The 24,618-nt window shown below is 59.8% G+C and carries 19 protein-coding genes, 1 tRNA gene and 1 pseudogene; 12 read left to right on the top strand and 9 right to left on the bottom strand.

Going from position 1 to position 24,618, the window contains the following annotated elements; genetic code table 11:
* The first annotated feature begins 129 nt into the window (after positions 1–129).
* The gene (locus D1Y85_RS25675) at positions 130–1,470 is read left to right on the top strand and encodes an NYN domain-containing protein (RefSeq protein WP_124153885.1); all 1,341 of its coding nucleotides are present in this window, start codon (positions 130–132) and stop codon (positions 1,468–1,470) included.
* A 235-nt stretch (positions 1,471–1,705) separates the two neighbouring features.
* On the opposite strand, the pseudogene D1Y85_RS25670 reads toward D1Y85_RS25675, so the two are convergent.
* The 4 genes and pseudogenes from D1Y85_RS25670 to D1Y85_RS25655 form a co-directional block, all read right to left on the bottom strand.
* Positions 1,706–1,975, bottom strand: a pseudogene (locus D1Y85_RS25670) (hypothetical protein); the annotation flags it as partial.
* 223 nt (positions 1,976–2,198) lie between these two features.
* Entirely contained in the window at positions 2,199–2,786 is a 588-nt protein-coding gene (locus D1Y85_RS25665; RefSeq protein ID WP_124153884.1) for a LutC/YkgG family protein, read from the bottom strand.
* Positions 2,773–4,167, bottom strand: coding sequence for a lactate utilization protein B (locus D1Y85_RS25660; RefSeq protein WP_124153883.1), 1,395 nt, complete (start codon positions 4,165–4,167; stop codon positions 2,773–2,775). The genes D1Y85_RS25665 and D1Y85_RS25660 overlap by 14 nt, the downstream gene beginning before the upstream one ends.
* Entirely contained in the window at positions 4,164–4,907 is a 744-nt protein-coding gene (locus D1Y85_RS25655; RefSeq protein ID WP_124153882.1) for a (Fe-S)-binding protein, read from the bottom strand. Before D1Y85_RS25655 ends, D1Y85_RS25660 begins: the two co-directional genes overlap by 4 nt.
* 581 nt (positions 4,908–5,488) lie before the next feature.
* Between D1Y85_RS25655 and D1Y85_RS25650 the strand changes: the two genes are divergently transcribed.
* Together D1Y85_RS25650 and crcB are read left to right on the top strand one after the other, a co-directional pair.
* Positions 5,489–6,235, top strand: coding sequence for an SDR family oxidoreductase (locus D1Y85_RS25650; protein ID WP_124153881.1), 747 nt, complete (start codon positions 5,489–5,491; stop codon positions 6,233–6,235).
* 144 nt (positions 6,236–6,379) lie between these two features.
* Positions 6,380–6,760: a fluoride efflux transporter CrcB gene (crcB, locus tag D1Y85_RS25645; protein ID WP_124153880.1), complete on the top strand. Its 381-nt coding sequence runs from the start codon at positions 6,380–6,382 to the stop codon at positions 6,758–6,760.
* 52 nt (positions 6,761–6,812) lie between these two features.
* Here crcB and cfa read toward each other — a convergent pair whose 3' ends face one another.
* Entirely contained in the window at positions 6,813–7,982 is a 1,170-nt protein-coding gene (gene cfa / locus D1Y85_RS25640) for a cyclopropane fatty acyl phospholipid synthase (protein WP_124153879.1), read from the bottom strand.
* Between the two features lie 249 nt (positions 7,983–8,231).
* Here cfa and D1Y85_RS25630 point away from each other — a divergent pair, with 249 nt between their 5' ends.
* The 3 genes from D1Y85_RS25630 (at position 8,232) to D1Y85_RS25620 (ending at position 11,278) form a co-directional block, all read left to right on the top strand.
* The gene (locus D1Y85_RS25630; RefSeq protein WP_124153877.1) at positions 8,232–8,648 is read left to right on the top strand and encodes an HIT family protein; all 417 of its coding nucleotides are present in this window, start codon (positions 8,232–8,234) and stop codon (positions 8,646–8,648) included.
* A gap of 559 nt (positions 8,649–9,207) precedes the next feature.
* Positions 9,208–9,298: transfer RNA gene (locus D1Y85_RS25625), tRNA-Ser, on the top strand.
* Positions 9,299–9,382: 84 nt separating this feature from the next.
* Positions 9,383–11,278, top strand: coding sequence for a site-specific integrase (locus D1Y85_RS25620; protein WP_124153876.1), 1,896 nt, complete (start codon positions 9,383–9,385; stop codon positions 11,276–11,278).
* 502 nt (positions 11,279–11,780) lie between these two features.
* Here D1Y85_RS25620 and D1Y85_RS25615 read toward each other — a convergent pair.
* Both D1Y85_RS25615 and D1Y85_RS25610 read right to left on the bottom strand, forming a co-directional pair.
* Positions 11,781–13,106 (bottom strand): type II toxin-antitoxin system HipA family toxin, encoded by a 1,326-nt coding sequence (locus D1Y85_RS25615; RefSeq protein ID WP_124153875.1) that lies wholly within the window; start codon positions 13,104–13,106, stop codon positions 11,781–11,783.
* Positions 13,106–13,486 carry a helix-turn-helix domain-containing protein gene (locus D1Y85_RS25610; protein WP_246025054.1) on the bottom strand — a complete coding sequence of 127 codons (381 nt, stop codon included), beginning with the start codon at positions 13,484–13,486 and terminating at the stop codon, positions 13,106–13,108. The genes D1Y85_RS25615 and D1Y85_RS25610 overlap by 1 nt, the downstream gene beginning before the upstream one ends.
* Before the next feature lie 365 nt (positions 13,487–13,851).
* Between D1Y85_RS25610 and D1Y85_RS27270 the strand changes: the two genes are divergently transcribed.
* The 5 genes from D1Y85_RS27270 (at position 13,852) to D1Y85_RS25580 (ending at position 19,033) form a co-directional block, all read left to right on the top strand.
* Positions 13,852–14,271, top strand: coding sequence for a hypothetical protein (locus tag D1Y85_RS27270; RefSeq protein ID WP_221410340.1), 420 nt, complete (start codon positions 13,852–13,854; stop codon positions 14,269–14,271).
* Positions 14,272–14,666: 395 nt separating this feature from the next.
* A complete protein-coding gene (locus tag D1Y85_RS25595) occupies positions 14,667–15,695 on the top strand; it encodes a CBASS cGAMP-activated phospholipase (RefSeq protein ID WP_124153874.1) in 1,029 nt (342 codons plus the stop codon).
* Positions 15,689–16,867 (top strand): CBASS cGAMP synthase, encoded by a 1,179-nt coding sequence (locus D1Y85_RS25590; RefSeq protein WP_124153873.1) that lies wholly within the window; start codon positions 15,689–15,691, stop codon positions 16,865–16,867. The genes D1Y85_RS25595 and D1Y85_RS25590 overlap by 7 nt, the downstream gene beginning before the upstream one ends.
* A 4-nt stretch (positions 16,868–16,871) precedes the next feature.
* Complete coding sequence (locus D1Y85_RS25585) at positions 16,872–18,551, top strand: ThiF family adenylyltransferase (protein ID WP_124153872.1); 1,680 nt, start codon at positions 16,872–16,874, stop codon at positions 18,549–18,551.
* Entirely contained in the window at positions 18,536–19,033 is a 498-nt protein-coding gene (locus D1Y85_RS25580; protein ID WP_124153871.1) for a Mov34/MPN/PAD-1 family protein, read from the top strand. Before D1Y85_RS25585 ends, D1Y85_RS25580 begins: the two co-directional genes overlap by 16 nt.
* Before the next feature lie 146 nt (positions 19,034–19,179).
* On the opposite strand, the gene D1Y85_RS25575 is transcribed toward D1Y85_RS25580, so the two are convergent.
* Both D1Y85_RS25575 and D1Y85_RS25570 read right to left on the bottom strand, forming a co-directional pair.
* Positions 19,180–20,694: a hypothetical protein gene (locus D1Y85_RS25575; protein ID WP_185219129.1), complete on the bottom strand. Its 1,515-nt coding sequence runs from the start codon at positions 20,692–20,694 to the stop codon at positions 19,180–19,182.
* A gap of 92 nt (positions 20,695–20,786) precedes the next feature.
* The gene (locus D1Y85_RS25570; RefSeq protein WP_124153869.1) at positions 20,787–21,860 is read right to left on the bottom strand and encodes a DUF6765 family protein; all 1,074 of its coding nucleotides are present in this window, start codon (positions 21,858–21,860) and stop codon (positions 20,787–20,789) included.
* Between the two features lie 585 nt (positions 21,861–22,445).
* On the opposite strand from D1Y85_RS25570, the gene D1Y85_RS25565 reads away from it, so the two are divergent.
* Entirely contained in the window at positions 22,446–24,545 is a 2,100-nt protein-coding gene (locus tag D1Y85_RS25565; protein ID WP_246025053.1) for an AAA domain-containing protein, read from the top strand.
* The last annotated feature ends 73 nt before the right edge of the window (positions 24,546–24,618 follow it).

Here is a 24,618-nt window from a genome sequence, read left to right as displayed (position 1 = left end):
GCGTCGAGTATCCCCGCCACGTAAACGAAATGTGTAGCCGGCCACGGGCGCTGTGCCGCCGATCCCGCCCCGCCCGCGCTCGACGGGCTATCATGTGCGCTCGAACTGTAGATGAAACGAACGAATCACATGGCCTCCCCTCAAGAAAATGTCAGCATGGCGGTGTTCTGCGACTTCGAGAACGTCGCACTCGGCGTGCGCGACGCGAAGATCGACCGCTTCGATATCAAGCCCGTGCTCGAGCGGCTCTTGCTCAAAGGCAGCATCGTCGTGAAGAAAGCCTACTGCGACTGGGAGCGCTACAAGGCCTTCAAGGCGTCGATGCACGAGGCGAGCTTCGAGCTGATCGAAATCCCGCACGTGCGCCAGTCGGGCAAGAATTCCGCCGATATCCGGCTCGTCGTCGACGCGCTCGATCTCTGCTATACGAAGTCGCACGTCGACACGTTTGTGATCGTGAGCGGCGACTCCGACTTCTCGCCGCTCGTCTCGAAGCTGCGCGAGAACGCGAAGAAGGTGATCGGCGTTGGCGTGAAAAATTCGACGTCCGACCTGCTCGTTGCCAACTGCGACGAGTTCATCTTCTACGACGATCTGGTGCGCGAACTCGCTCGCGAACCGTCGCGCGGCGCCGCGAAGCGCGACGGCAGCGCGGGCTCAAAGCGCCCCGCCGGCGAAGATCGCCAGCCGAAGGCGGACACCGAAGAGCGCAAGTCGGAGGAACGCAAATCGAAGGCGATCGCACTCGCCGTCGAAACGCTCGATGCGCTCGTGCTGGAGCGCGGCGACAGCGGCAAGATCTGGGCTTCGGTATTGAAGAGCGCGATCAAGCGGCGCCGCCCCGATTTCAACGAGACGCGCTACGGCTTCCGCGCGTTCGGCAATCTGCTCGACGAGGCGCAGGCACGCGGGCTGCTCGAAGTGGGCCGCGACGAGAAGTCGGGTGCGTATGTAACGCGCACGAGCCAGCCAGCGCCCGCCGTCGTCGAGGTGCCGGTGACCGCGGCCCAACCCGCCGGTGAAACCGGGGCCGCACGCAGCGAAGAATCGCGCGGCCGCGGCAAGGGACGCGGCAAGGGGAGGCGCGGCGGCCGCGAAGCAGCGCAAGAGGCGAGCGTCACCGCGTCTCAGGACCACGCGGAAACGCCCGCGAGCGAAGCGGGCGAAGCGCACGCGGGACAAACCGCCCTGCCCTTTGGCGAGGCGGCACTCACCGCCGCTCACGTCGAATCTGAAGCGACAAGCGCCGAACACACGGCCGGACCAACGCAAAGCGGCACCGATACGGCCGCCGCCCCGCGCCGTGCCCGCAAAACGGCTCCGCGCAAGAGCGCCGCGCGCAAGAAACCCACCCCGCAGCCGGTGGGCGAAGCGCCCTCTCCCGAATCCGCAGCAGAAGCGCCCGCGGCGAAGAAAACCACCTCACGCCCCCGCCGCACGCGTGCCAAGGCCGCTGCCGACGAAAGCTGATCGCGAGACGACGCGCGCGATTCGCAATGGTGGCGCGCGTCGCCGTCTCCCCTTCTCAATCGTCTCCGAAAGGGTTACCGGACCGCTTCGGCGCGGGGCTTGACACATCGTCGCCGCCGAACGGATCGCCGGACTTTGCGGGCGACGAATCGCCAAACGGATTGGCCGCCTTCGAAGGACCCGCGGCCTCGCCGAACGGATTCGCCGCGCCAGACGACTTCGATCCGCCGAACGAGTCGCCTGCACCCGCCTCCATATCGTCGTCGTCCACCGCCAGGTTGTACTCGGCCTGCACTTTCGCGAGCACGCCCGCGATGCTCGACTCGAAACCGGCCGCGTTGCCGAAATGCTTCATCGTCCAGTTGCAGCCCGCCCGGTCGGCAGGCTGAAGTTGCGGACGCGGCACGGTGAACTTCACGCCGTCGTCGATCACTTCCTGCAGCTTGTGCAAGCGGCGGCTCACCTCTTCCTGCAACCGCGATGCATTGAGCGTCTTGCGCAGCATCCGCACCTCCTCGTTCTCATCGATAACCCGACCTGGGAGTCTAGCGCAACGAACGGCTGATTTCGCAACAGTGTGCCGATGCCCGTGCCGCCCAGCAGCAGCACGAACACGAGGATCGCGGACTTCACTTCGGACATGGCTCACCTGTGTGCTCGGCGGGCCTTCGTGGGATTGTCCTGGCAAGCGCACCGCCAGCGATGCGCACACGGGTGCGACTATGTCGTCACGACGCCGGCAGCCACACCACGGTCAGCGACCGCACCCCTTGCGCGCCCTGAATCAGCACGCCTTCGATGTCCGCGGTAGCGGACGGCCCGGTCACGAGCGCCGCGAAACGCGCGCCGCGAAAGTCGTCGCGCCGGTATGCATGCTGCAGGCCCGCGACGATTTGAGCGGGATCGAGCAGCACGATCAGATGCTGCACGATATAGCCAAGCGCATTGACGACATACTCGCGCTCGCTCAGCCACACAGAGCCCGTCTCCGCGACGCCGAAGCGCGCGCGCACGACGCCCACGTCGACGTCTTCGAGCGATGCGGGCACAGTGGCTGCGGAAATAGCGCGTGTACCCGGCACTTCCGGCGCCGCCGAAGCGATCTCCGCGCGCGCGCCGAAGCGTTCACTGATCAGCGCGAGAACCGCCTCGCCCGAAGTCGCTTCCGCAACGCGGCCACCCATCAGCTTGAGCGCGGCCTCGAAGCGCTCGCGCAGGTCGCCAGCAGGCCCCCCGAAAAGCGGCACCTCGGGCAGATCGCGCGCGTCCGGTTGGGCGTCGCGCACGCGTGCGAGGAAAGCTTCACGATTCGCCACGGCCGCCTCCTTCACGGTTTTTCTTGTACCACGCGTGGAAGGTGGTCCTCGGCGCGCGCGGCAATTCGCGCTGCCGCCCCCAGATATTGAGCGGGTTGTACAGCACGAAATGCGGCAGACGACGCAAGGCGCCATCGACGGAAGCCGTGGCCGCACGATAGAGCGTGGGGCTCGACATCAGCCGCGACGCCATCTTGATCACTTCCCGCTTGACGAACGGCACCTCGTGTTGCTCGGCGATCACCTGACGCCATTGATAGATCTGCTCGTGGATATTGATCTTCACGGGGCAGACGTTCGTGCAGCTTCCGTTGAGCGTCGAAGCGAACGGTAACGCGCTGAAGCGCTTCAGGTCGAACGTGGGATTGATGATCGCGCCGATCGGCCCCGCATACGTGCTCCCGTACGAAAGCCCACCGCTACGCCGGTAGACCGGGCACGTGTTCATGCACGCGCCGCAGCGGATGCATTTGAGCGAGTACCAGAAATCCGGCATCTTGAGCCGCTCCGAGCGGCCATTGTCGACGATGACGAAATGCATCTGCGCGCCCTCGCGCGGGGCGCGAAAGTGCGACGTGTACTGCGTGATCGGCGAACCCAGCGCGCTACGCGAAAGCATGCGGATGAACACGCCGAGGTCCGAGACGCGCGGAATCAGCTTCTCGATACCCATCGATACGATGTGCAACGGCGTCATGTTCGACGACAGATCGGCGTTGCCTTCGTTCGTGCACACCACGACAGTGCCCGTTTCGGCGACCGCGAAGTTGCAGCCCGTCATGCCGGCCGTCTTCTCGCGCACGAACCAGGGCCGCGTGTTCATGCGCTGGCTTTCGGCGAGATAGTGGATGTCACTGTTGTGCGGATCGGTACCGATCGTGCGGCTGAAGACCTCGGCCACATCCCCGCGTAGTTTGTGAACGGCGGGGACGACGATGTGGCTCGGCGGCTGCCCGTCGAGCTGCTGGATGCGCTCGCCGAGGTCCGTCTCCATCACCGAGATGCCGCGCGATTCCAGATACGGGCGCATCGCGCATTCGTCGGTCAGCATCGACTTGCTCTTCACGAGGCCCGTCATGCCGCGCTCGCTCAGCAGGCGGTAGACGATCTCGTTGTGCTCCTCGGCCGTATCGGCCCAGTGGACCTGCACGCCGTTTGCCTCGGCATTGCGCGAGAACTGGTCGAGATAGTCGGCCAGGTGCGAGAGCGTGTGTTCCTTGATCGCCGACGCGAGCGAGCGCAGCGTTTCCCACTCGGGGATGGCATGGGCCTGGGCATCGCGTTTGGTGCGCAGGTCCCACAGTCGCTTGTCGTGGAACTCGACGTGCTCCGGCCGAAGCAGAAAGTCCCCGGCCAGCTTCGCATGTTCGACGCGTTTCATTCCCGGGCTCCGTTGAGCACCTGCGCAATGTGGATGAAGCGCACGTCGGCGTTCATGCGTTCGGCGCAGCCTTGCTGATGCATGAGGCACGACATGTCGCCCGAGACGATGTATTGCGCGCCGGCGCCGACATGATCGACGACCTTGTCCTGACCCATGCGCACCGAAACGGCTTCCTCGGTCACCGCGAACGTGCCGCCGAAACCGCAGCATTCGTCAGGCCGCTTAGGGCTCACGAACTCGATGCCCTTCACACCGCGCAGCAGCGCAAGCGGCTTGTTGAACGGTTCGCCGGCCACCTCCGAAACGGACGCCTCGTTCAGGTGGCGCAGCGCGCTGCAACTGTTGTGCAGTCCCACGCGCCAGGGAAACTCGGCCCACGGAAACTCGCGTACGCCAAGCACGTCATGGAGGAATTCCACCAGTTCATATGCCGACGCGCGAACCTTACGCACCTCGTCGGTCTGTTCGATGGCCGTGAGATGGTCACGCACGTGGTTCACACAACTCGCCGACGGCGCGACGATATAGTCGTAGCCCGCAAAGTTGCGCGCGAACACGCGCTCGACACCGGCGGCCTCGGCCTGTGCCCCGGAGTTGGCCATGGGCTGGCCGCAGCAGGTCTGGTCGGGCGGGTAATCGACCTCGCAGCCGAACCGCTCCAGCAGTTCGAGTGTGGCGATTCCCACCTCGGGATAGAACACATCGATGAAGCACGGAATGAAAAGAGCGACTTTCATGCGCAGGCCGGCACCGTGAGTGGACGAGGCCATTCTACAGCCTATCCGCTTCAGGACTCCACCGTGCCGCCCGCACGCTGAGGCATGGCATGACGCGACGCATCATAAGGCCGTCGGTACTTGCTCCCGGGGATCTGAACTGTGCCGAGTGCGCGCCGCAGAGACTTTGCGAAGTTCACGCAGTCGGGTTGCAGCCGTTATTTTGTCGAACCCATTTCCGGCCGTAACGTCCGAGGCGGTTTTAAATTCGACGTGCGAATCATATGGGATTGACCAGACTGACGATTCCGACGCGGCCTCTCGCGCCGGCCGCGCGACCTGCAACGGATCGCACGACACGGTGTGCCGACCAGAACCGGTCAACGGACTGGCGAAAGCCCCCGCGATCGGGTCCGACAACTGCGATCCGCGACGCGCCAACAAAGATGCGGCTGACGCGAGCCTCGCTGATCATGGCCTCCGAGTGCGAGGCGGCATTGTTAATCGGAATGGAATAATCAAACCAATCACAGCACGATGATCAATTGAGCGATCTCGTTCATGATCGGCTCCGTTACTCCCCCTCACACAGGATACCGATCATGAACTCCTCCTCGACTGCACACAGCGTTGCCATTGTCACCGGAGCCTCGCGCGGCATCGGCGCGGCGATCGCCGAACGTCTCGCCCGCGACGGCCACGCCGTCGTGGTCAACTACGCTTCGAGCGCCGCGCCGGCGGAAGCGCTCGTCGCGAAGATCACCGCAGAAGGCGGGCGCGCGATCGCGGTAAAAGCCGACATCTCGAACGCCGCGGACGCGCGGCGCCTGTTCGAAACGACCTCGGAGCAACTCGGCCAGCCCACGGTGCTCGTGAACAACGCGGGCATCATGAAGAATGCGACGATCGCCGAATCCACCAACGCCCTTTTCGACGAAACATTCGACACCAACGTGCGTGGCACGCTGAACACGATGCGTGAAGCAGCGACCCGGCTCGCCGACGGCGGCCGCGTCATCAACTTCTCGACCAGCGTGCTCGCGCTCAATCGACCGACCTACGGCCTCTACTGCGCGAGCAAGGCCGCTGTGGAGGCCCTCACGCGGATCTTCGCGAACGAACTGCGCGGTCGCAACATCACCGTGAACGCCGTCGCGCCGGGACCGACCGCCACGGCGCTATTCCTCGAAGGCAAAACCGAACAGCAGATCAGCCAGTTCACGAACATGCCACCGCTGCAGCGCCTTGGCCTTCCGGAGGACATTGCCGCAGTCGTATCGTTTCTCGCAGGCCCGGACGGCGCGTGGGTGAACGGCCAGGTGCTGCGCGCAAACGGCGGTCTGGCCTGACGTGCGCGCGGGCCGGTCATGAAGGGAGAGGTTGCGCGGGGGCGGGTCATGGTGCCGGGCGCGTCAAAGGCGGTGCTAAACTCCGTGCTCGATACGAGGCCAGCCGCGCGCTGGCCTTCATTGCGCCTTCAACCTCTTCACACCATGTATCTGTCCATTCTCGCGGTCGGTATCGGCGGAGCGCTCGGTTCGCTGTTGCGCTGGGTGCTGGGACTGCGCCTGAACACCCTTTTTCCCTTGATGCCGCTCGGCACGCTCGCCTCCAACGTGATCGCGGGCTATGTGGTCGGCGTCGCTGTTGCATTTTTTGCGCGCGTCCCCAACGTGGCACCCGAATGGCGACTCTTCGTCATTACCGGCCTCATGGGCGGCCTCTCCACGTTCTCGACCTTCTCCGCCGAGGTCGTCTCACATCTGCAGAATGGCCGCTTCGGCTGGGCGGCCGCACAGATCGCCATTCATGTCTGCGCATCGCTCGTCATGACGATCCTCGGCATCGCAACCGTCACAGCTGTATTGCGTTGATCCGACGCCCGTCTTGCGCGCAGCGCGCCCCGGCAGCCGCCGCGCCTGGCAGTCAACGAAGGTCAGGCCGCCGGTAGCCGCCAAGCAGCCCCTTCTTCGAGAACACCCACTGCCAGAGCTGGATATCGCGCACGCGGAACGCGCCGGCGCACGAAAGCAGGTAGTACCGCCACATGCGATAAAAACGCTGTCCCAGTTGCGCCTCGAAATGCGGCCACGCCGCCTCGAAGTTCGCGTGCCAGGCCATCAGTGTGCGGTCGTAATCGGCGCCGAAATTGTGCAGGTCCTCGGCGACGAACAAGCCGCCCGAAGCGTCGGCAATCTGACTGATGGCAGGCAACTCGCCGTTCGGAAAGATGTATTTGTCGATCCACGGATCGGGTGTCGTATCACGACGATTCTTGCCGATCGTGTGCAGCAGAAAGAGACCACCATCCGCGAGACAGCGATGCGCCACTTCCATATACGTGCGGTGATTCTTTGAGCCGACGTGTTCAAACATGCCCACGCTCGCGACGCGGTCGAAGCGCTCATCGAGCGCCCGGTAGTCCTGCAGACGGAACTCGACAGGCAGCCCCTTGCAGCGCTCGGCGCCGAGGGCCGCCTGCTCCTTCGAAACCGTCACACCCACACACGACACGCCATAGCGCTCCGCCGCGAACCGCATGAGGCTACCCCAGCCGCACCCGATGTCGAGCAGACGCATGCCCGGTTCGAGACCGAGTTTCCGGCAGATCAGGTCGAGCTTCGCTTCCTGCGCCTCATCCAGCGTCGTCGCACCGCCGGACCAGTAGCCGCACGTATAGGTCATGCGGCGGTCGAGCATCGCCTCATAGAACGCGTTGCCGAGATCGTAGTGCTGCTGCCCCACCCTCCATGCACGGCGCGCGGTCTGGCGGTTCATGAGGCGCGCCTTGAGCGCATGAAAGACGAGCCGCGCCGGGTCGATCTGTTCGTCGAGACGCGCGCGCAGCACGCGAGCGAAGAATTCGTCGAGACGGTCGCAATCCCACTGGCCGTCCATATAGGCCTCGCCGAGACCGAGATTGCCTAGCGCGAGCAAACGCTCGGGCACGCGCGCGTCGTGGACGCGCATGTCCCACGCACGCGTTCCGTCGAGCTTCACGTCGGCCTGCGCCAGCAAGCTGGCGACCAGCCGCCAGGCCGAGGAACCGGTGGCCTCGCGGACGGAATGGGCTGTCTCGGTATCGGTCGTAGCCATGGATGCTCCGTGTCAAGACGTTCGTCGTCGCGTGCGCTATAAAGCCCGCGGCGAAATCCGCTATGAACCCGCCATGAAACCCGCTTTGAAACCCGCTTTGAAACCCGCTTTGAAACCCGCTTTGAAACCTTATGATGCACCCGGTCGAAAAATCCTGCAGGAATGCACTCCGGAGGAAGGTGCGTGAGCCATAATCGGCGGTTGTTCTCCCCGTACCCCGCGCGCTTGCGCGCGTCACCCGAGAAAATCATGGCTTACGATTCAAACAACATCTTTGCGCGAATCCTGCGCGGCGAAGCGCCCTGCATCAAGGTATGCGAGAACGAGTCGACGCTCGCGATCATGGACGTGATGCCCCAGGCCGACGGCCACGTGCTGGTTCTGCCGAAGGCGCCAGCCGAGCAGATTTACGACCTCCCGGTCGAGGCCGCCGCGGCGGCGATCGCAATGGTGCAGCAGGTCGCCGCCGCTGTGCGCGCGGCGATCGCACCCGAGGGCTTGCTGATCGCGCAATTCAACGGTGCGGCGGCCGGACAGACCGTGCCGCACGTCCATTTCCACGTGATTCCGCGGCAGGAGGGTGAGCAATTGCGTCCGCACGCGCGCGAGATGGCCGACATGGCCAAGCTCGAGGCGATTGCCCAGCGCATTCGGGCTGCGCTTTAATGGGCGACGCCAGGCGGATGCCGTGGAGGTGATTGGAGCTGGTGCGTTTTTGTCGCTGTGGCGTGCTGATTGCGGGCTAGCCTGGCTGCGTAAATGGCTCGCGCGTACGCTGTTGATGTGCTTGTCGAGATCGCGGATTGCGACCATGGCGTGGCGTAGAACGGATCGTCCTGCGTGAAAGGCGGCGCATGCTGCGCTGCTTATATTGCATGGACCATCCGCGGCTCGCGTGCTTTCGTTGTCGTTCTATCTGGAGTCCAGATCAAATCATGGCGCAAAGCGCTCCGTGCACACGACGGTTAGAGGCAACTGCTCAACCAGAAAACGCGCCGTGAATGGACCCCAGGACAGCGGGCACACCGCGAGTCAACCGGTTGAACCCGCAACCGCAAGCGGCCAGCCAACGACGTCCGCCTCGTAGAGTGAAGCGCGGCCCGGAAAAGCCGGCTCAGTATCCATCGCCTGGTGGCTGGCCGAAGCCGCATAAGAGCAACTCGCCCGGCTTTGCCAATGCCACCTCCCCCTACCGCCAGGTTTCTGCTATAATTCGCGTCCCTCAGGAGAGATGGATGAGTGGTTTAAGTCGCACGCCTGGAAAGCGTGTATAGGTTAATAACCTATCGGGGGTTCGAATCCCCCTCTCTCCGCCAATTTGAGATAATCCGTTGATGGAACGGATATCCCTGTCAATCAAAGAGTTACAGCGTGCTGGTGTGCCAAAATGGTGTGCCAAGGTGGTCGCTGACTCGATGCTCTCCCTCTACCGGCGCACGGACGGAAAGTCACCCTACTGGTGGCTGAAATTCGTCGTGCCGGAATCATTGCAGGCGCAACTGGGTACGCTCAAGCGCGTATCGACGGGCCAGACCGACAAGACGCTCGCCCGGCAGGCGGCGCTGCTCAAGGTCGCCGAGTGGTGTGCGCCGCTACTTGCCTCCGGTCCGCCGACGGGCGCGCAGCCAGAACGCCAGTCCGAAGATGAGCCGCTGGAGCCCGCCCTGCGGACGGTCGTCCTCAGTCACGAGCTGATTGAGGAGCTGTGTCGCGCGCGCCGCGAGGCCACGATGTGGAGCGCGGAGGACGACCTGAACGGTGTGTCGTTCGATGGTCTCGAGCACGAAATCAAGGGCGAAACGGGCAACGCATCGTCGGCAGACGGATTTGCTTCGGAGAAGCATGAAGATGCGGCGCGCGGCGACCTGCCCCCGGGCGTCGTCAAGAATGCCACGTTTTCCGACCACTTCATCGAATGGGCGCCCCGTTTGCGTAGCGTCATCGAACGCGGACGGAACAGCACAGAGTTCGATGACGTGGCCGATGAAGCCGTCGAGTTCGCGGCGGTGCTCGGCTATCACGTAAGGACGGACGACCCGGCGTTGGTGGCCTTCGTCCGAAGCCTCGCCATCGCCGACCTACGCGCGTACAAGGCCGTCAAGGCCGTGAGAGAGGGCGAAAGCAGCGAAGCGGACGGGTTTGCCGCCGTCGCCCCCGCAGCGGGTTCGCACAGGCTGAGTTATCTGCTGCTGCAGTGGCGCGCCAACCGGAGTCGTCATCTGAGGCCTGAGACCGCCGAGCTGTACGCATCCCGTTTCCGGGTCTTTATCGAATATCTGCACGACATCCCGAGTCGCATCGTTACCCGGACACACGTGACGCGTTTCCTTGAGGAGAAGGTGTACAGCGGCGAGCTCACTGAGAAAACGGCGAACGGCGGCTATCTGCCCGCACTGCGTTCGGTGTTCGGTTACGCGCGGTCGGTCGAACTCATCGACCAAAACCCGACGGAGGGTATCAGCAAGCCGAAGCTCTCCAAGGCCGAGCGCGACCAGCAGCAGAACAGGCGTCTACCCTTCTCCACTGCGCAACTGAATGTCCTGTTTGCCTCTGCCTGGTATGCCGCTGCGGCGCACGATGTTGGTCACAGCGCCGCCGCCGTTGGTCACGCCCGGTACTGGGTGCCGCTCCTGCAGCTATTCCAGAATCTGCGGCCGGAAGAAGCCTGCCAGCTCGAAGTGACTGACGTGGCGGTCATCGATGGTGTGCAGGCATTGCGTGTCGAAGAGGTGCTAGAGCCCGTCGACCGCGATGACGGGCATCGCCCGCTCAAACGGCTAAAGAGCGTCAAGTCAGCCGCTTCGCAGCGCTGGTTGCCCGTGCATCAGACGCTTCTTGACCTGGACTGGGTGGAGTTTGTGTCGGCACGCCAGGCGCAATCGGAGAAGGGCTGGCTGTTTCCCGAATTGCCTCGCGGCAAGAACAATTCCGATGCGTTCGGCAAACGGTTCAATGACTTTCTTCACAAGCGGCTGCAACTTGCCGATGTGGTGCAGTACGGTCTGCGTCATACGTGGGAGGACGAGCGCAGGCGCGCCCAGGCACATGCGGCCAGCACGGGGGGCGCATGGCCGCCCGGAATGTATTTTGCGATTGCGGGTCGCGCCACGACGGAGGACGAAGAAGGGTCGGCGGCGCACTATGGACAAGGCTACGACCTTGAGGACATGAAGTTCTTTCTGGACCAGTTGCAGTTCAAGGGCGTTATCTGGCCTGCCCGCTGGTCCGAATGGGTGAAGCTGTATGGACCGCTTGGGCGTGATGCGCGTGTGCGCCGCACCGCCGCGACCGGGTAAATGAGCGTTATTGTCAGGACTGCCGGTCGCAGTGAGATTGGCCACACCAGGCCGGCAACCCGCCAATAATCCGTTGATTTCAAGGCCTTCTGACAGTCCTGGCTCGCCTCACGTACAGTGTGAACACACCCAAACTCGTCACTGCGCTCTCACGAACGTTCCCCGCGAGGTTCGAAACGTAGATTCGTTGGTCCTGACGAGAACACCACGACCCGAATCGCTCTGGCGAAAACGCGGTGGTAGCCGTGTTCGCGCGCTACTGCTACTCCCGGATGACGAACCTCGAACCAGGCTGAGGCGTTGCCATAGAAGCCGCGCTCGTGCGTCCAGGGACTGCGCCAATGAGGTTGGATACTTTTCGAAGCGTGTCCGTTCTTTCTTGTTTTGGACGACGCGCAGTAGCGGCAATTCATGAGAAAAGGACTCGGGCTGATTTCTCGCATATCACCCACTTTGTGCAATCCCAATAAATTGGGATGTGCAGGTGGTCTGATTGGCCGGTTCATTGTTCCAGAAAGGACGCTACCGTATCCCAGTTGTCGTTCTCAAAAGCAGGCGCGACCTTGTCGATTTCATCATCACCCATCCCCACGGCCGGGGACCGGGCGAGTCGTTTCCAGTCGCTCAGGGCAACCATCATCCGGGTCAGGATTGCATGAGCGTCGTCATCAGACACGCCAAAGTATGCCGCCGCATCCAGCGCCTCCTGGATATCTCCGGTTTCACCGGTCGCTTCGGTCACGGCGGTTTTCAGGATGGGTTCCTTGTCGGGGAACGGGTTCACGTCAAACAGCGGGGCGAGCCGCCACTGACCCCCGCCGCTGTGCAGGAAGCCGTGGTTGTGCATGTGGTCATCCACGTTGGTGATGAGCATGCTGAAGCAGATGCGCGCCCAAAGCTCCTGCTTGTCTTCGAGGGGTCTCGGGGAGAACCGGTCAATGGCCTCCGCAATCTGCGTGTAGGCACCATCTTCCCTGGAATCCAGCTGCAGCAGCGAGGCCGCAGACAGGTAAGGGATGCGACCGCCAGCCCGGGGTCGGTCAAAACGCACGATAAGCGCGACGGCCTGGTTGCCAGACATGACGACTTCGGCCTCGGATGCATTCAGGCCCGCCTCTTTCGCGAGCAACAGCGCCAGCACCTCACCGCGCGCCACGTCACGCGTATCACTCACGCTCGGAAACTTGGCGATGGTCAGGGTGCCGTCGGGCTTCAGGACCGTTGCTTTGGGTCGCATACCGCCGAGCGAGGTGCCGCGCCCTTTCAGATACGCGAGGTCCATTGCCGTTTCCTTGCCGGATTCGACCGCTTTCGACGCCTGAATCAAGGTCTGCAGCGGGACCTCGTGAGTTCCTTCAGGCAAGTTGTCGTCATGGGGCACATCGAGGAAGGGACTGTCGGCATTGTCCCTGAAGCGCAGTGCGCCAATGCGGCTGGAATCCAGCACCCCCAGCAAATAGTCCAAGTCTGACAGCTGTGCGGAACCGGCGTCTCGGCCGGCGTCTTTTTCGGCCTTGCGCCGTTTGGCATGGGCGCGGTTAATGACACGGCGTCCCCAGCCATCAGGCTCAGTATCGGCAATGGCACCCGCAAAGGTAGAAGTCTCCTTGCTTCCCGTGCGGTATTGAAAGTCGGTGCTCAGGGGGAGGTCCGGAGACAGTGCGAAGCAATCTGGATTACTGAGCCAGGCGGTGGAGTACCGGAATGCCGAGACCTCTTTTTGCCCCTGTCTGGAAAATTGCAGTTCGCCCACTTCCAGTCCCGTGTCGCCCAGATAGACGAGCAGCGTCCGCGTTGTGCTGGTTTTTGCTTTTTTTGCCGTCGCCATTACAGGGCTCCACTGTCCGGGTTGGTTTTGCGTACCCGGATGCGTTTGGCCACCGCCTTGTTCATGAGCGCCAGGCCGAGCGCATCATTGGTGGTGTTCAGGGCCTTATTGAGCTCGGGGAGGAGATTCAGGATGTTCAGGACCCGAATCACAGCGCCCCACGACACTCCGGGGTCGCCTTGTTCCAGCCGGTAGAGCGTCTTTTTTGAGATGCCCGCCCGCTCCGCCATGGATGACGTAGAAAGCCCCCGACGCCGGCGGGCCAGCGCAAGGTCATCTCCGGCAGCAACCAGCGCACGCTCGACCGGCAAGGGCATCGGATTTTCGGTGAAGCGGCCGGAAGGTTTGGGTGTCGCCGCTGTTTTTGGTTTATCGGTCATATCTGAGTCCTTAACGCGTTAATACGTCATACTTGACTACTATACGTCATTTCTCAGATGGGCGTCTGTGCGCTGTTGAAAACGGTCAAATATGGGTCAATATTTACCTTACGATGTCATATATGACTCTTTATCGTCGAGTCAGGCGCGAGAAGAGCCCGGAGGCTCCCTGTTGAGAAACGCCCACCCAACCGTGAGCGCGACATCCTGTTCCTGTCGATAGTGGCCGACCGCGAGCGCTACCACGCGCGTTCAGGGAACGCCCATGACCAGCGTTTCAACGTCGCGGCGAGTCGTGCGCGTGACCGCATGTATCTGGTCAGGCCGGTAACGGCCGAGCAGCTCTCTCCGAGAGGGACATCCAGATGACGCTGCTGGAGCACTTCAGCAGGCCTGCAGTTGAGAATGAAGTAGACCAGGCAGGACTCATCAAACTCTGCGAGTCGGGTTTCGAGCGCGAGTTCTTCGGCATGCTGGTCCAGCGAGGGTTATCGCGTCATCCCGCAGGTGAAGAGCGGCGCTATCGTCTGGACCTGGTCGTGGAAGGGGCCAACGACGCTCGACTTGCCGTCGAGTGCGATGGCGACGCCTTCCATGGTCCCGACTGGTGGGCCAGTAACATGTCCTGTCAGCGGATTCTTGAGCGCACAGGCTGGACCTTCTGGCGATGCTTCGCGTCGACGTGGTGTCTACGCAAGGAGGAGGTCTTCGAGGAGCTGATTGAGCGACTCACGGGCATGGGCATCGAGCCTCTAGGTCGCGAACTATTAAAAAAAGACCCATAAATTTCTCAACTTACGGTTCCTAGATTCTCAGTTTATGCGTCTACCTACACCTGTACTCCGATGTCCGATTCCCCCAACGCACCACGCCCGTTAACACTTCATCACTTCCTAGCAGGTATTGGTCAAAAACGCAGTCCTACACCTATCCCCTGTTGGCAGCACCGAGTCGCAGCTTTCAGTGCACTGGGCCTCGACTCACTGTCGACACAGCTATTTGCTCATCGAGCGAAGGCCAGACTGATACTATATCTGGTATCTTGACCCATTTATAGATGGCGTATATAGTGGTCTAGCACTCGCCGCATGAGAGTGCCAATCCGCTTGTAAGCCGTTGAATCGCGCAACAGAGGACTACCGCGACCGGTCTTGCTTGCATCATTTGGTCGGGGTACTGGATGGTTGCATCGAATTCGCGGTTTCAAATCCTTGCCCTGTCCGGCGGAGGCTACAGGGGGTTGTTCACTGCCCGAATCCTGGCGGAAATCGAACAGCAAATTGGTGCCCGTATTGGTACCCGGTTTGACCTGGTCACCGGGACGTCCATCGGAGGTATCCTGGCACTAGCAGTTGCCCTGGAGATTCCGGCGCAGAAGATGGTCGAGCTTTTCGAGAAGCATGGGGAAGCAATTTTCCGCAAGCGATTCTCCATCCGGGGCATATTCCGCTCGCAGTACAGCAACCAAACGCTGCTTCAGCACCTGTCCAGCGATGAAGTTTTCGGGCAGCGCGTACTGGGCGAGTGCCTGCATCCGGTCATCGTGCCGTCCATCAACTACACGCGCGGTGACCCGGTAGTTTTCAAGACGCCACACCACGCAGACTTCAAGACGGACCATCACCATCGCATTGTCGATGTCGCCATGGCCACCAGCGCGGCGCCGATTTTCTTCCCGCGCTATGTGTTCAACAACTGTCAGTACGTGGACGGCGGACTCTTCGCCAACACTCCGGGGCTTCTGGGAGCCCACGAGGCTTACCAGTTCTTTGGCGTATCCCGCGCTGAGGGCGACGTCCGAGTATTGTCTGTCGGCACAATGTCCTCCAAATTTACCGTCAACCCAAAGCGAAATCGTGCGGGGGGGACGTTCGATTGGGGTGGTTGGTGGCCAGTCAATGCGCCGAAACGGATTTTCGGACTGAGCATCTCTGCGCAGGAAGCGATGGTCAACCACATGCTCAAGCATCAGTTTCCCAAAGGCAAGTATGTGCGCATCGACGACGTACTGACGGACGAGCGGGCGCAGGCGGTTGCCCTTGATAAGGCCGACGCGGCTGCCCGAGAGGTGCTGCTCGGGTCCGCCGCCGAAGCGGCAAAGGATTTCGTGGGCAGTCCAGCCTTCAAGGATTTCATGGAATACAGGGCGGCTTCGCCGGTCTATCACTATGGCTCCCGCGCCAACATTCAAAAGGCTGCGCAATGCTGAAACTGAACCGCCTGCTCTATTCCTCCGCGACGGTCGGCACGTTCGCCGACAATATTGCGGTTTCTCCCGAGCAACGACAGTTGCTCGTGTCGTGCAAGAACAAAATTCGCGACCACCTGCGTCCCGCCATCGAGAAGGTGACGACGACGTTGCTTGGCATGGACCGGCAGGTCACGCCGCGTTTCCGTACCCAAGGGTCTTGGGCCTATGGGACCTGCGTACATCCCTGCACCCTGCCTCCCCAGGAAGTCGACTGGGATTTCGGCGTCTATCTGCCCGTCACGGTCTGGGAAGAAAACGGCCCCCCCGTTCAGATGGCCACAGCATACTTCATGCTGGTCGAACAGCTTCTGCTGGAACTTTGTGACGCTGAAGGATGGACGTTGGACAAGTCAAAGGAGACTTGCATTCGCGTCAACGTCGCGGCGTGGGCGCATATCGATGTGCCACTTTATGCGGCTTCCGAAGAGGAGTTCAAGAAGGTGCAAGAGGTACGTCTGGTCATGGAAGCGGCCGCCCTGCGAAAGGCGGTGGTCATGGACTCGGCAGACTTTTCCGAAAATGCAAGCGAGTTGGTTGGGCAGTCCTGGGATGAGCTGGAGGGCATTGTGCTGGCGACCCGTTCTGGAGAGTGGAGAGCGTCCGACCCGAACGACGTAGCCAAATGGTTCAAGGACCGTTTAGAAGAGCACGGGGCTCAGCTGCAACGAGTCTGCCGTTTTCTGAAGGCGTGGCGTGACTATCGGTGGGAAAAGAAAGGGCCGACCTCGGTTTCCATCATGATTGCCGTCGCGCAGGACTTCGAGCCCGTGTTTGGCCGGGACGACCTCGCGCTCGAGCAGGCGGCGCGCTTGCTCGCAAAAGCTCTGTTGACCGACATCAGGGAGCCGGGTATCGACAACGGGGTAGACGATTTCAATCGCAGCCTAGATTCTGCGGCACGGCTAGAGGCATCAACCTTCGCACAGAATTTGGCAGATTCGCTACGGCAGGCCCGCGAGTTGAGTCTTGTGCAAGCGCCTTGGGCCGTTGCAGTTCTGCAAGCACAACTCGGTGGTCGATTGCCCAATCAGCCGAATTGGGTCGAAGTCGATTCATCGGCAAGCGACATTCGGCATGTTCCGGCATCGATGGTCCCGCCTCCGGTAGTCGGTGCCACAAACGCAGGCTAGACAGATGTCGCTTAGCGAGTACGGTCGCACCTTGGCCGTCTTGAGACAGTACGGGCTACAACCGGTCAAGGCTCGTGCAGGCGTTCGTGCATTTGAGGGAGGGCTCAAAGCGAACGCGGGAGAAGTTCGAATTCGGTTCGAGATTGAGGACTGGAACTTCCTGCGCTACCCGCGTATCACGCTGCTCGAACGACCCGAGAATATGCCCCAAGTATTGGAGCACGTCGATGCGTTTGGAGGCCTGTGTTACCTGGCACCGGGTACCGTCGTGCTCGACCGGTTTCAACCCAATGTAGCCGTTCATCAGTGCTTGCACGCGGCCGTTAACGTTTTGAACGACATCGCCAGCGGAAAGGGACGAGACAAGGATATTGCCAATGAATTCGTCGCTTACTGGACCATCGGACAGACGCCCGAGGCTTATCCTGTCTTGGTTGACGAACTCGAGCCTGATGCCGAGTCCGCGATGTATTTTCTGCTGGCCCAGCAAGACCATGACCGGCGAGCGCTGATTGCACAGAGTATTTTCGCGGCACAACGGATTGCCAAAGGCATCGACGCTGAGAAGGTAGTCAAAGGCGCGTTCACATGCCTGCTATTCAAAAGCGACAAGATTCCGGGCGCACCAGCGGATGCCTTGCCTGCGACTATCAAACAGTTCTTTGCATGGCTAAAGTTGTGGGATACGCAATTGGCCGCTGCGATTCAGCAAAGATTGGGTTCCGACAAAAGCTACCTGTCCCGCACGGGGTGTGTTGTTGCCATCACAACGCCGGCTGGACGCATCGGTGTTGCGTTTGCGCTGAACTCGCAGCGTCGTCAAGGTTATGCCAACGCCCCGAAACACTATCGCAACTATCTGCACAACGCCGGTGGAGATACGCGCATTTTGCGACTGCGCTTGGACGACATAGGGCCGACCTACATTCACTCCCGAAATCTGGAATTTCCCAGCTTGGCCGGGAAACGGCTTACGCTCATAGGCTGCGGGGCAATCGGCGGATATCTGGCACAGGCCTTGGTTCGATTGGGTGCGGGCACGGGAAAGGACGGGCTGCTGCGACTCGTCGACGTCGGGCAGCTCGAGCCAGACAATCTTGGTCGGCACGCCTTGGGATTTCCCTCCTTGTATCAAAACAAGGCAGTTGCGTTACAAGAAGACCTGATTAGGCAATTTCCGTATCTTCAAGTCGAGGCACAAACCGATACGCCGAAACTGAACGACCAGTTCTTTGCGACGGACCTCATTATTGAAGCGACCGGGGAAGAAGCCCTAAGCAGTCTCGTAAATGCCTCGCACATGACGCGCCGACTAGGCCCTATCCTGTATGTATGGGTAAAGGGGAATGGTGAGTGTGTCCAGGCGCTCTGGTCGGACTCTCCGAAGTTCGGGTGTTTTCAGTGCCTTCGACACGGACCTGGCGCGAATTATCGTCAAGAGCGCTTCCCCGTTTTGGCGAGTTCACCTCGCACCCGATTCCGAGGGTGCAGTTCGTTTACCCCATACGCTGTGTCTGCCCCGATGTCCGCCGCTTCGCTAGCCGCTGATATGGTTAGCGATTGGCTGAAAGGTGCCGTCAGCCCGAGATTCCGTACGCGGTATCTGGAAACGGTCAATGTGCAGCGAGTCAAAAACCAGGATATCGCCCCTACGGCGGGGTGTCTTGCATGCCAGAACCACTGATTCTTCGGCATCCGTTCTGCGAGGACGCCCGGATTCTGATTGAGCCGGTTGTACTGACGACGCTGGCGCGTTTTCGGCAAACAAGCTTTTCAGCGCCTGAGTCTGGTGGCATTCTCATGGGCTATCGACGAGGGGGGCATCTTCACGTGACAAAGATGACGACTCCACAAGCCGGTGATACGCAACATCGCTATGGCTTTCTGCGGCAGGCACCGTGCCATCAGAAAATTGCCCTTGAGCAGTGGAAAGCTCAGCGTGAAACGATGGACTACGTCGGTGAGTGGCATACCCACCCCGAACCATCCCCCACGCCATCGTCAATTGACACGAGCGCATGGCGGAAGATTTGCGCCATGAAACGCGAACCGATGGTGTTTGTAATTGCGGGCACCCACAACTTGCTGTGGGTCGGAGTCGGTCACGGCGGCGCCTTGCGCGGAGAAATGGCTCAAGCGAATCTTGAGGCAGGAAGCCATCCGTGAAGCTAGTGGTTTGAACCAAGCCCGTCGGACCCAACCAGCGCCCGAGAGCCTGCCCCAAAGATGGCTGCACCTGCACCAACTCGCGCAATCTCGTCTGGACTTCATGGGCGACAGCAGAAGGTGCAGGCTGCCGGAACACCGACGATTCAGGCAACTTCGCCAACGGGTTCCGAACCGCCACTAGGAGGCATTTTCGACGCCGGAGACGTTTTGGGATTGGCTGTCGAGTACGCTTGAGGCAACCCGTGTGGAGCTCGGTCAAATCCGGCAGCCATCAAAAAGTGCGTGTAAGCAAAACGTGCAACCTCCTCGAACCTGAACCGAACCGATTCCTGCTGCGGCCAATCGCTTTTCGAAATACCCTTCAGCAGAATATAAGCCTCGTTGATGACCTTGCTTGCAGCATCGGCATCTCCGCTCGCATCAGCATCTGGACCGGTCAACTGGCGAATCAGACTATAGACTGATGTAGCGTCAGCCAATCCCAGTCCTGACAAGGCGAATCCGGCTTCCCCAAAATGTCGTCTTACAACCGCCTGCGCCCCGAGTCGCAAGACAAAGCGAAACGGCAGGCCAGTGTGAATAGACAGGAGCACTGGGTCCATGCCCAAGAGCTGTTCTATCGATGTAACGCCCTCGGCATCGAGCAGCGAAACTATCGGCGCTGTGACCCCCTCCAACTTGATTATCTGGTCAGGCTCCTGGCCGACTTCGCTCTTCAACTGAAGACTCGCAAATCGCCGCAGCTGTTTATTGATGAAGGCGACTGGCAGGACCCCGAGTGCGAATGCAACGTTAACCGCAACGGCATCGGGAAGAGCAAATGTGAGTGCCGTCGCGATAGGCACCGCCAGAATCATGCGCAACGAATACCAATACACGTCGGCTACATTCAGTATTCCTTTCCTCACGCTGTCAACGCAGTCACCAACAACGAAAAGATAGGCACCAAATATCGCGCTAACGCTGAGTGCCGCACCATGCGGAGAAATCTGCTTTACTAGGGAAAATATATCGTTGCTACCGGGCAACAAATCCCGCAAGCTTACGATTGTCACGTATTGGGCCCCAACAAGGACTGCAGTAAGCAGAAATCCGAGTGGAGTCACAAATGCCATCAAGCCGTATTGCTCTTTGTAAATCAGGTCGAATAGCGCACTCGCATTCTTCCACCGCGCCCTCTTGGCATCGTCAGCTTCGACAGCCGGCTTACCGCTGCTGAAATCATGCAAAGCGTTGGCATCCGCACCCCGTCTGTGCCAAAACTGCCAGAGATATTCCGAAAGTGCCTCGCCCCAAAGCTGATTTCGAAACTCGTCGTAGCGAGCCCACCAGCCGTGGTCAATGAAACGAACATAAGGTGCGACAGCAAAGCAAGTCGCAAAAACACCAGCACAGCCAGAAAGAAGGGCAACGCGCGCCGGAATGGAAAATACTAACCAGATTGCAATCGATGCCACGGCACTTGCCAGCACGACAACAAGCCAAATCAATTTGCCCTTTCGAGGATTGGAGGCGGGCGAAACCGCCGAATGTTCCGGCTCAGTTGTTACTTGCTTACTGTCCACGGTCTGTCTTCCGAAGTACGCTGTTGAATCGAATGCGTGAGCAGGATTTGATTGCACCCGACGTTGATTTCTTTGGTGGCAAAACTGAGACATGCGCACAGGGCCATTTCGTCACCCCACGAGCGATGGCGCCGAACACCTTGTCCGACGCCGTAGCTTACCGTTCCCATCGAATCTTTCGTGGGTCACGCAATGCGTAGGCCGTGCCCCGGAAGAATTTCCTGCGTCACGACAAATCGATGCTCTTTTACGGCGTCGTGAAAATGTCGATAGTCGCTTTGTTCGAACGCGGGGTTGTAAGCCGGGCGTTCCGCGCCATCGTCATTCGACTCAATTCCGGTAGCCACGTACTTCCATGAGCCAATCCCCTTGTCGATATAGGTCGGAATAGCTTCCTCGAGCCCGGGAATCACCCCGAGACTTGCCGAGTCGGAAAGTGCTTGTAATCGCACGACGGGGTCGTCGCTTCGATTCCCCGATAACTGCTGTCGCAAGGCCTCCTTGACCGGCTCCGGCAGACCCTGAAGCCCCTCGAAAGCTTCATCCTTAGCCAAAAACCCTCGAACGGCACGACATGCCATGTCTGCAGCGGCAATGAAATCCGGGAGGTTATCCCGAGACACCGTCTGCCCCTTTCCATTGACGTAACTCCACTTCGCCCACGGCTGGTCTGGATAGTGCAACGCTGCGCCATGTCCGAGCGGGAAGAAGCGAGTTAACACATCCGACTCAACTTCCTCCGCCAAATGCTCCGTAGCATTAGCGAGGCGCGCACGCCAGTCGGTCGACGTACAGTCCTCCGCTTCAAGGCTGCGAACTTTGTTGAAATCACTCTCGATTCCAGAGAATCCTTGATGCGCCCACGTGTCCACGTACGTGTGCAATGTGACACCGAGTCGGTGCAGTGCGTTTTGTGCGCCCGCCCCACGAATTGCCCGACGAACAACTTCTCTCGCGATATCGCTGTCGGGTCGGCATATCGCCTTCTCTTCCAGAGTAGTTCCGCTTCCTGCCGGCAAAAAATGGAATGGCGTCCACACGAGCCGATTCAACTGTGACTCGGTATTGTGGTAGTCGTACATGGTATGAGCACTTGCAAACCGCTCGTATGTTTCGCCGCCGCTAAAGAAGAGAAGACCGGTTGTGGTTGCGTCATCAACATACTGGCACGAATGCGCAACTGTCGTTGCCTGAACAACGTCCAGCCCGGCCGTGCGGGCGACAAGGTAGGCAACCCCGTAGTGAAAATCAATATTCATTTGTCTGGTCTCTCGCTTTCTGATTATCGAGTCGCGGCGAAAATTGCAGAACGTTTACCGCGAACTACAACGCACTATATCTCGAAAAAGTGCCCGGTCAAACGGCATATATGTCGCGGCGTGCCCGAACGGTTTTAGGGCTGGCCGCTGGCAAGAGCGACGGGCGCACGGTGCGGAAATCATCCGGAAGAGGCAGGAAACGTTTTCCATTTGCTGCCGTCTGCCCAGTGTTACGCAAGGATGCGGCAAGCGAAATCCAGAAATTATGTGATTTGCATATTCAAGCGCTTGCCCAAAGCTGCCTACATGCCGAACCCGACTGTTGAGATAACGTCGATGTACCGGAGCCAAGGTGTCGTGGACAATAATTTGAAGTTCGGACCTTCTCAATCGCAGGAGGCCCGAGTGACCGTGGTGCCTCATCGCGACTGCGAATGTCCACCAACCGCGCTCTTCGTACCGAGCCATTCACGCAACGCAAATAATCCCAAAATACTTGTCCAACCTTGCTTGAATTGCGCTCAACTCGAGCGCTAAGCAGTTAGCATAGGGCGCACGTGTATTTCGTGCAGAACAAGCGGACAGATGGCAAATAACATGCAAGAACAATCAATTGCGTACGCCGCGTACTGGCGAAATTCTCTCGCTGATGCTGAATTGGGTCGTGGCACCCTCAAGAAGGATGAACTGGGCTCATATCATCACGTTTCGTGCGACGAAGCAGAATCCGGCATCTTGCTCGAGGAAACCGTCCACGCGCTTTTCTCGGATGAGCCAGAGAAAGTCCAGTTCGTCGAGGTCGTCTACCGGCCATTAATATATGCGCTGAAAAATGAACATGGGCAACGTGCGACACAATTGCCCGAATTCGTTACTCCGCTCGTTACGCGCGCCTTGCTGTCACGAGACGGTTGTCTTCTGCCCAAGCCCGCCTCAGTCGTGCCACGAGATATCCTGCAGCCTCTCGAGGACGGTTCGTTTTTCATCGGATTAGTAGATGACCTCGACAGATATCTGACCGAAGAACAGGTTCCTGGGATATTGCCAGCCGACGTAAGCGATGGCAACGAAACCCAACTTGAAGAATTTCAAAAACGTTGGAAAGCATATCGCGACTGCCTCGACCGCATGCTTACGGCGGTTTGCAGCGACTTCATTTCCGAAACACGCCGGTTCTTACGCGCTGACTACGGGCTCGTGCTGAAGGAAGGTGCCATCAACGGTGCAAGCCAGCACATTGTTCGCCTGTATGACCACATACGGGATAAGCGGCCGCAGTCGGCGCTCTTCGAGACGTACGCGCGTGTGAATGCGACACCTGTTGAGCCTTGCCTCCCGCTGGCTGCTCGGTTCACTGCCCGACTTGGACACTCCAGCGACAAATTCCCATTAGCGAGCGCGCAAAGAGCCGCGCTGGCCCATCTGCTTGCTGCGAATGACGGCGAAATCGTTGCGGTAAACGGCCCTCCCGGAACAGGTAAAACAACGCTCCTGCTCTCTGTTGTGGCGTCACTTTGGGCCCAAGCGGCACTAGACGAATCCGAGCCGCCAATAATCTTCGCTGCCTCCACGAACAATCAGGCGGTTACCAATGTCATAGATGCGTTTGGGAAGGATTTCGCTCACGGCGACGACCGGCTTGGTGGGCGGTGGCTTCCTGATGTTCGCAGTTTCGGCTCTTACTTTCCCTCTCAGAGCCGTGAAGCGGAAGCATCCGGGAAATATCAGACTAATTCCTTTTTCGACGAAATCGAAAGTCGGGAATACGTGGACCGCGCAACGACTGAGTTCATGACTCGCGCGAAGACTGCGTTTCCGGATTTGGACAAGGCAGATGTGAAATCTGTATTGTCACGTCTACATACCGAACTAAAAGAACATGTCGCGCGATTGATAACCGCCGAAGCGAGTTGGCATGCCCTGTGTACCGCCAAGGCAGAGTCCATCGCCGAACTCGGCGAAGACCCATCCAACGTCATGGAGGTAAGGAATCTGCTTGCCGACGGTCTCAATGCGGCGGTCCAGCAGTGGACGATGGCCAAGGACGGATGGGAGAGTTATCGTGCGAACGAGTCGCTCTTCTACTCATTCTTCTCTTGGTTACCGCCGGTTGCGGCGAAACGTCTCCGTCAAGCACGTGAATACCTGAAGACAATACTAAAAGACGAATCGTCCGAGTCGTTAGGGGCAACATTACCGGACATCGAAAAGTCTATCGGTGACCGTCTCGATGTGCAGGCTCGGTCACGAGACAGCGCCGTCCGAGCAGTGAAGCGCGGCGAAGGTGTGCTCTCGGCTCAAGCGGAGGCATTGAGTGGCTTCGACAAAGCTGCACGGAGTGTGGGCGTTAGTGGCGACATTGAACCGTTGTCACTCGAACAGTGTGACCAGTCTGCCGACACAAAGCTTCGATTTCAGATTTTCCTTTTGACGACTCACTACTGGGAAGGCCGGTGGTTGCTCGAAATGGAAAGCCAAATGAAGAAAATTATCGAAAACAAGAAGAAACGGAAACCTGGCCCAGCAACCCTAAAACCTCGCCTTCGCCGGCGCATGATGGTTACACCATGCGCAGTCTCGACTTTTGCAATGTTGCCCTCGTTCCTCCAAACATTCGTCCGAGGTGAAGGTAAATTCGATGCCGACTACCTCTACAACTTTGCCGACCTTCTGAGCTTCCCCTGAAATTTCGCCTTCCAGCAGGTCGCGTATAAACTCGACCCAAAGGAAGGAAAGCAGAGATGTTCAAGGTACCGCA

This window comes from Paraburkholderia dinghuensis, from assembly GCF_003837865.1.
GTDB lineage: Bacteria > Pseudomonadota > Gammaproteobacteria > Burkholderiales > Burkholderiaceae > Paraburkholderia > Paraburkholderia dinghuensis.
Note: the sequence above shows the minus strand (reverse complement) of the source record. Positions and strands in the feature narration are given on the sequence as shown.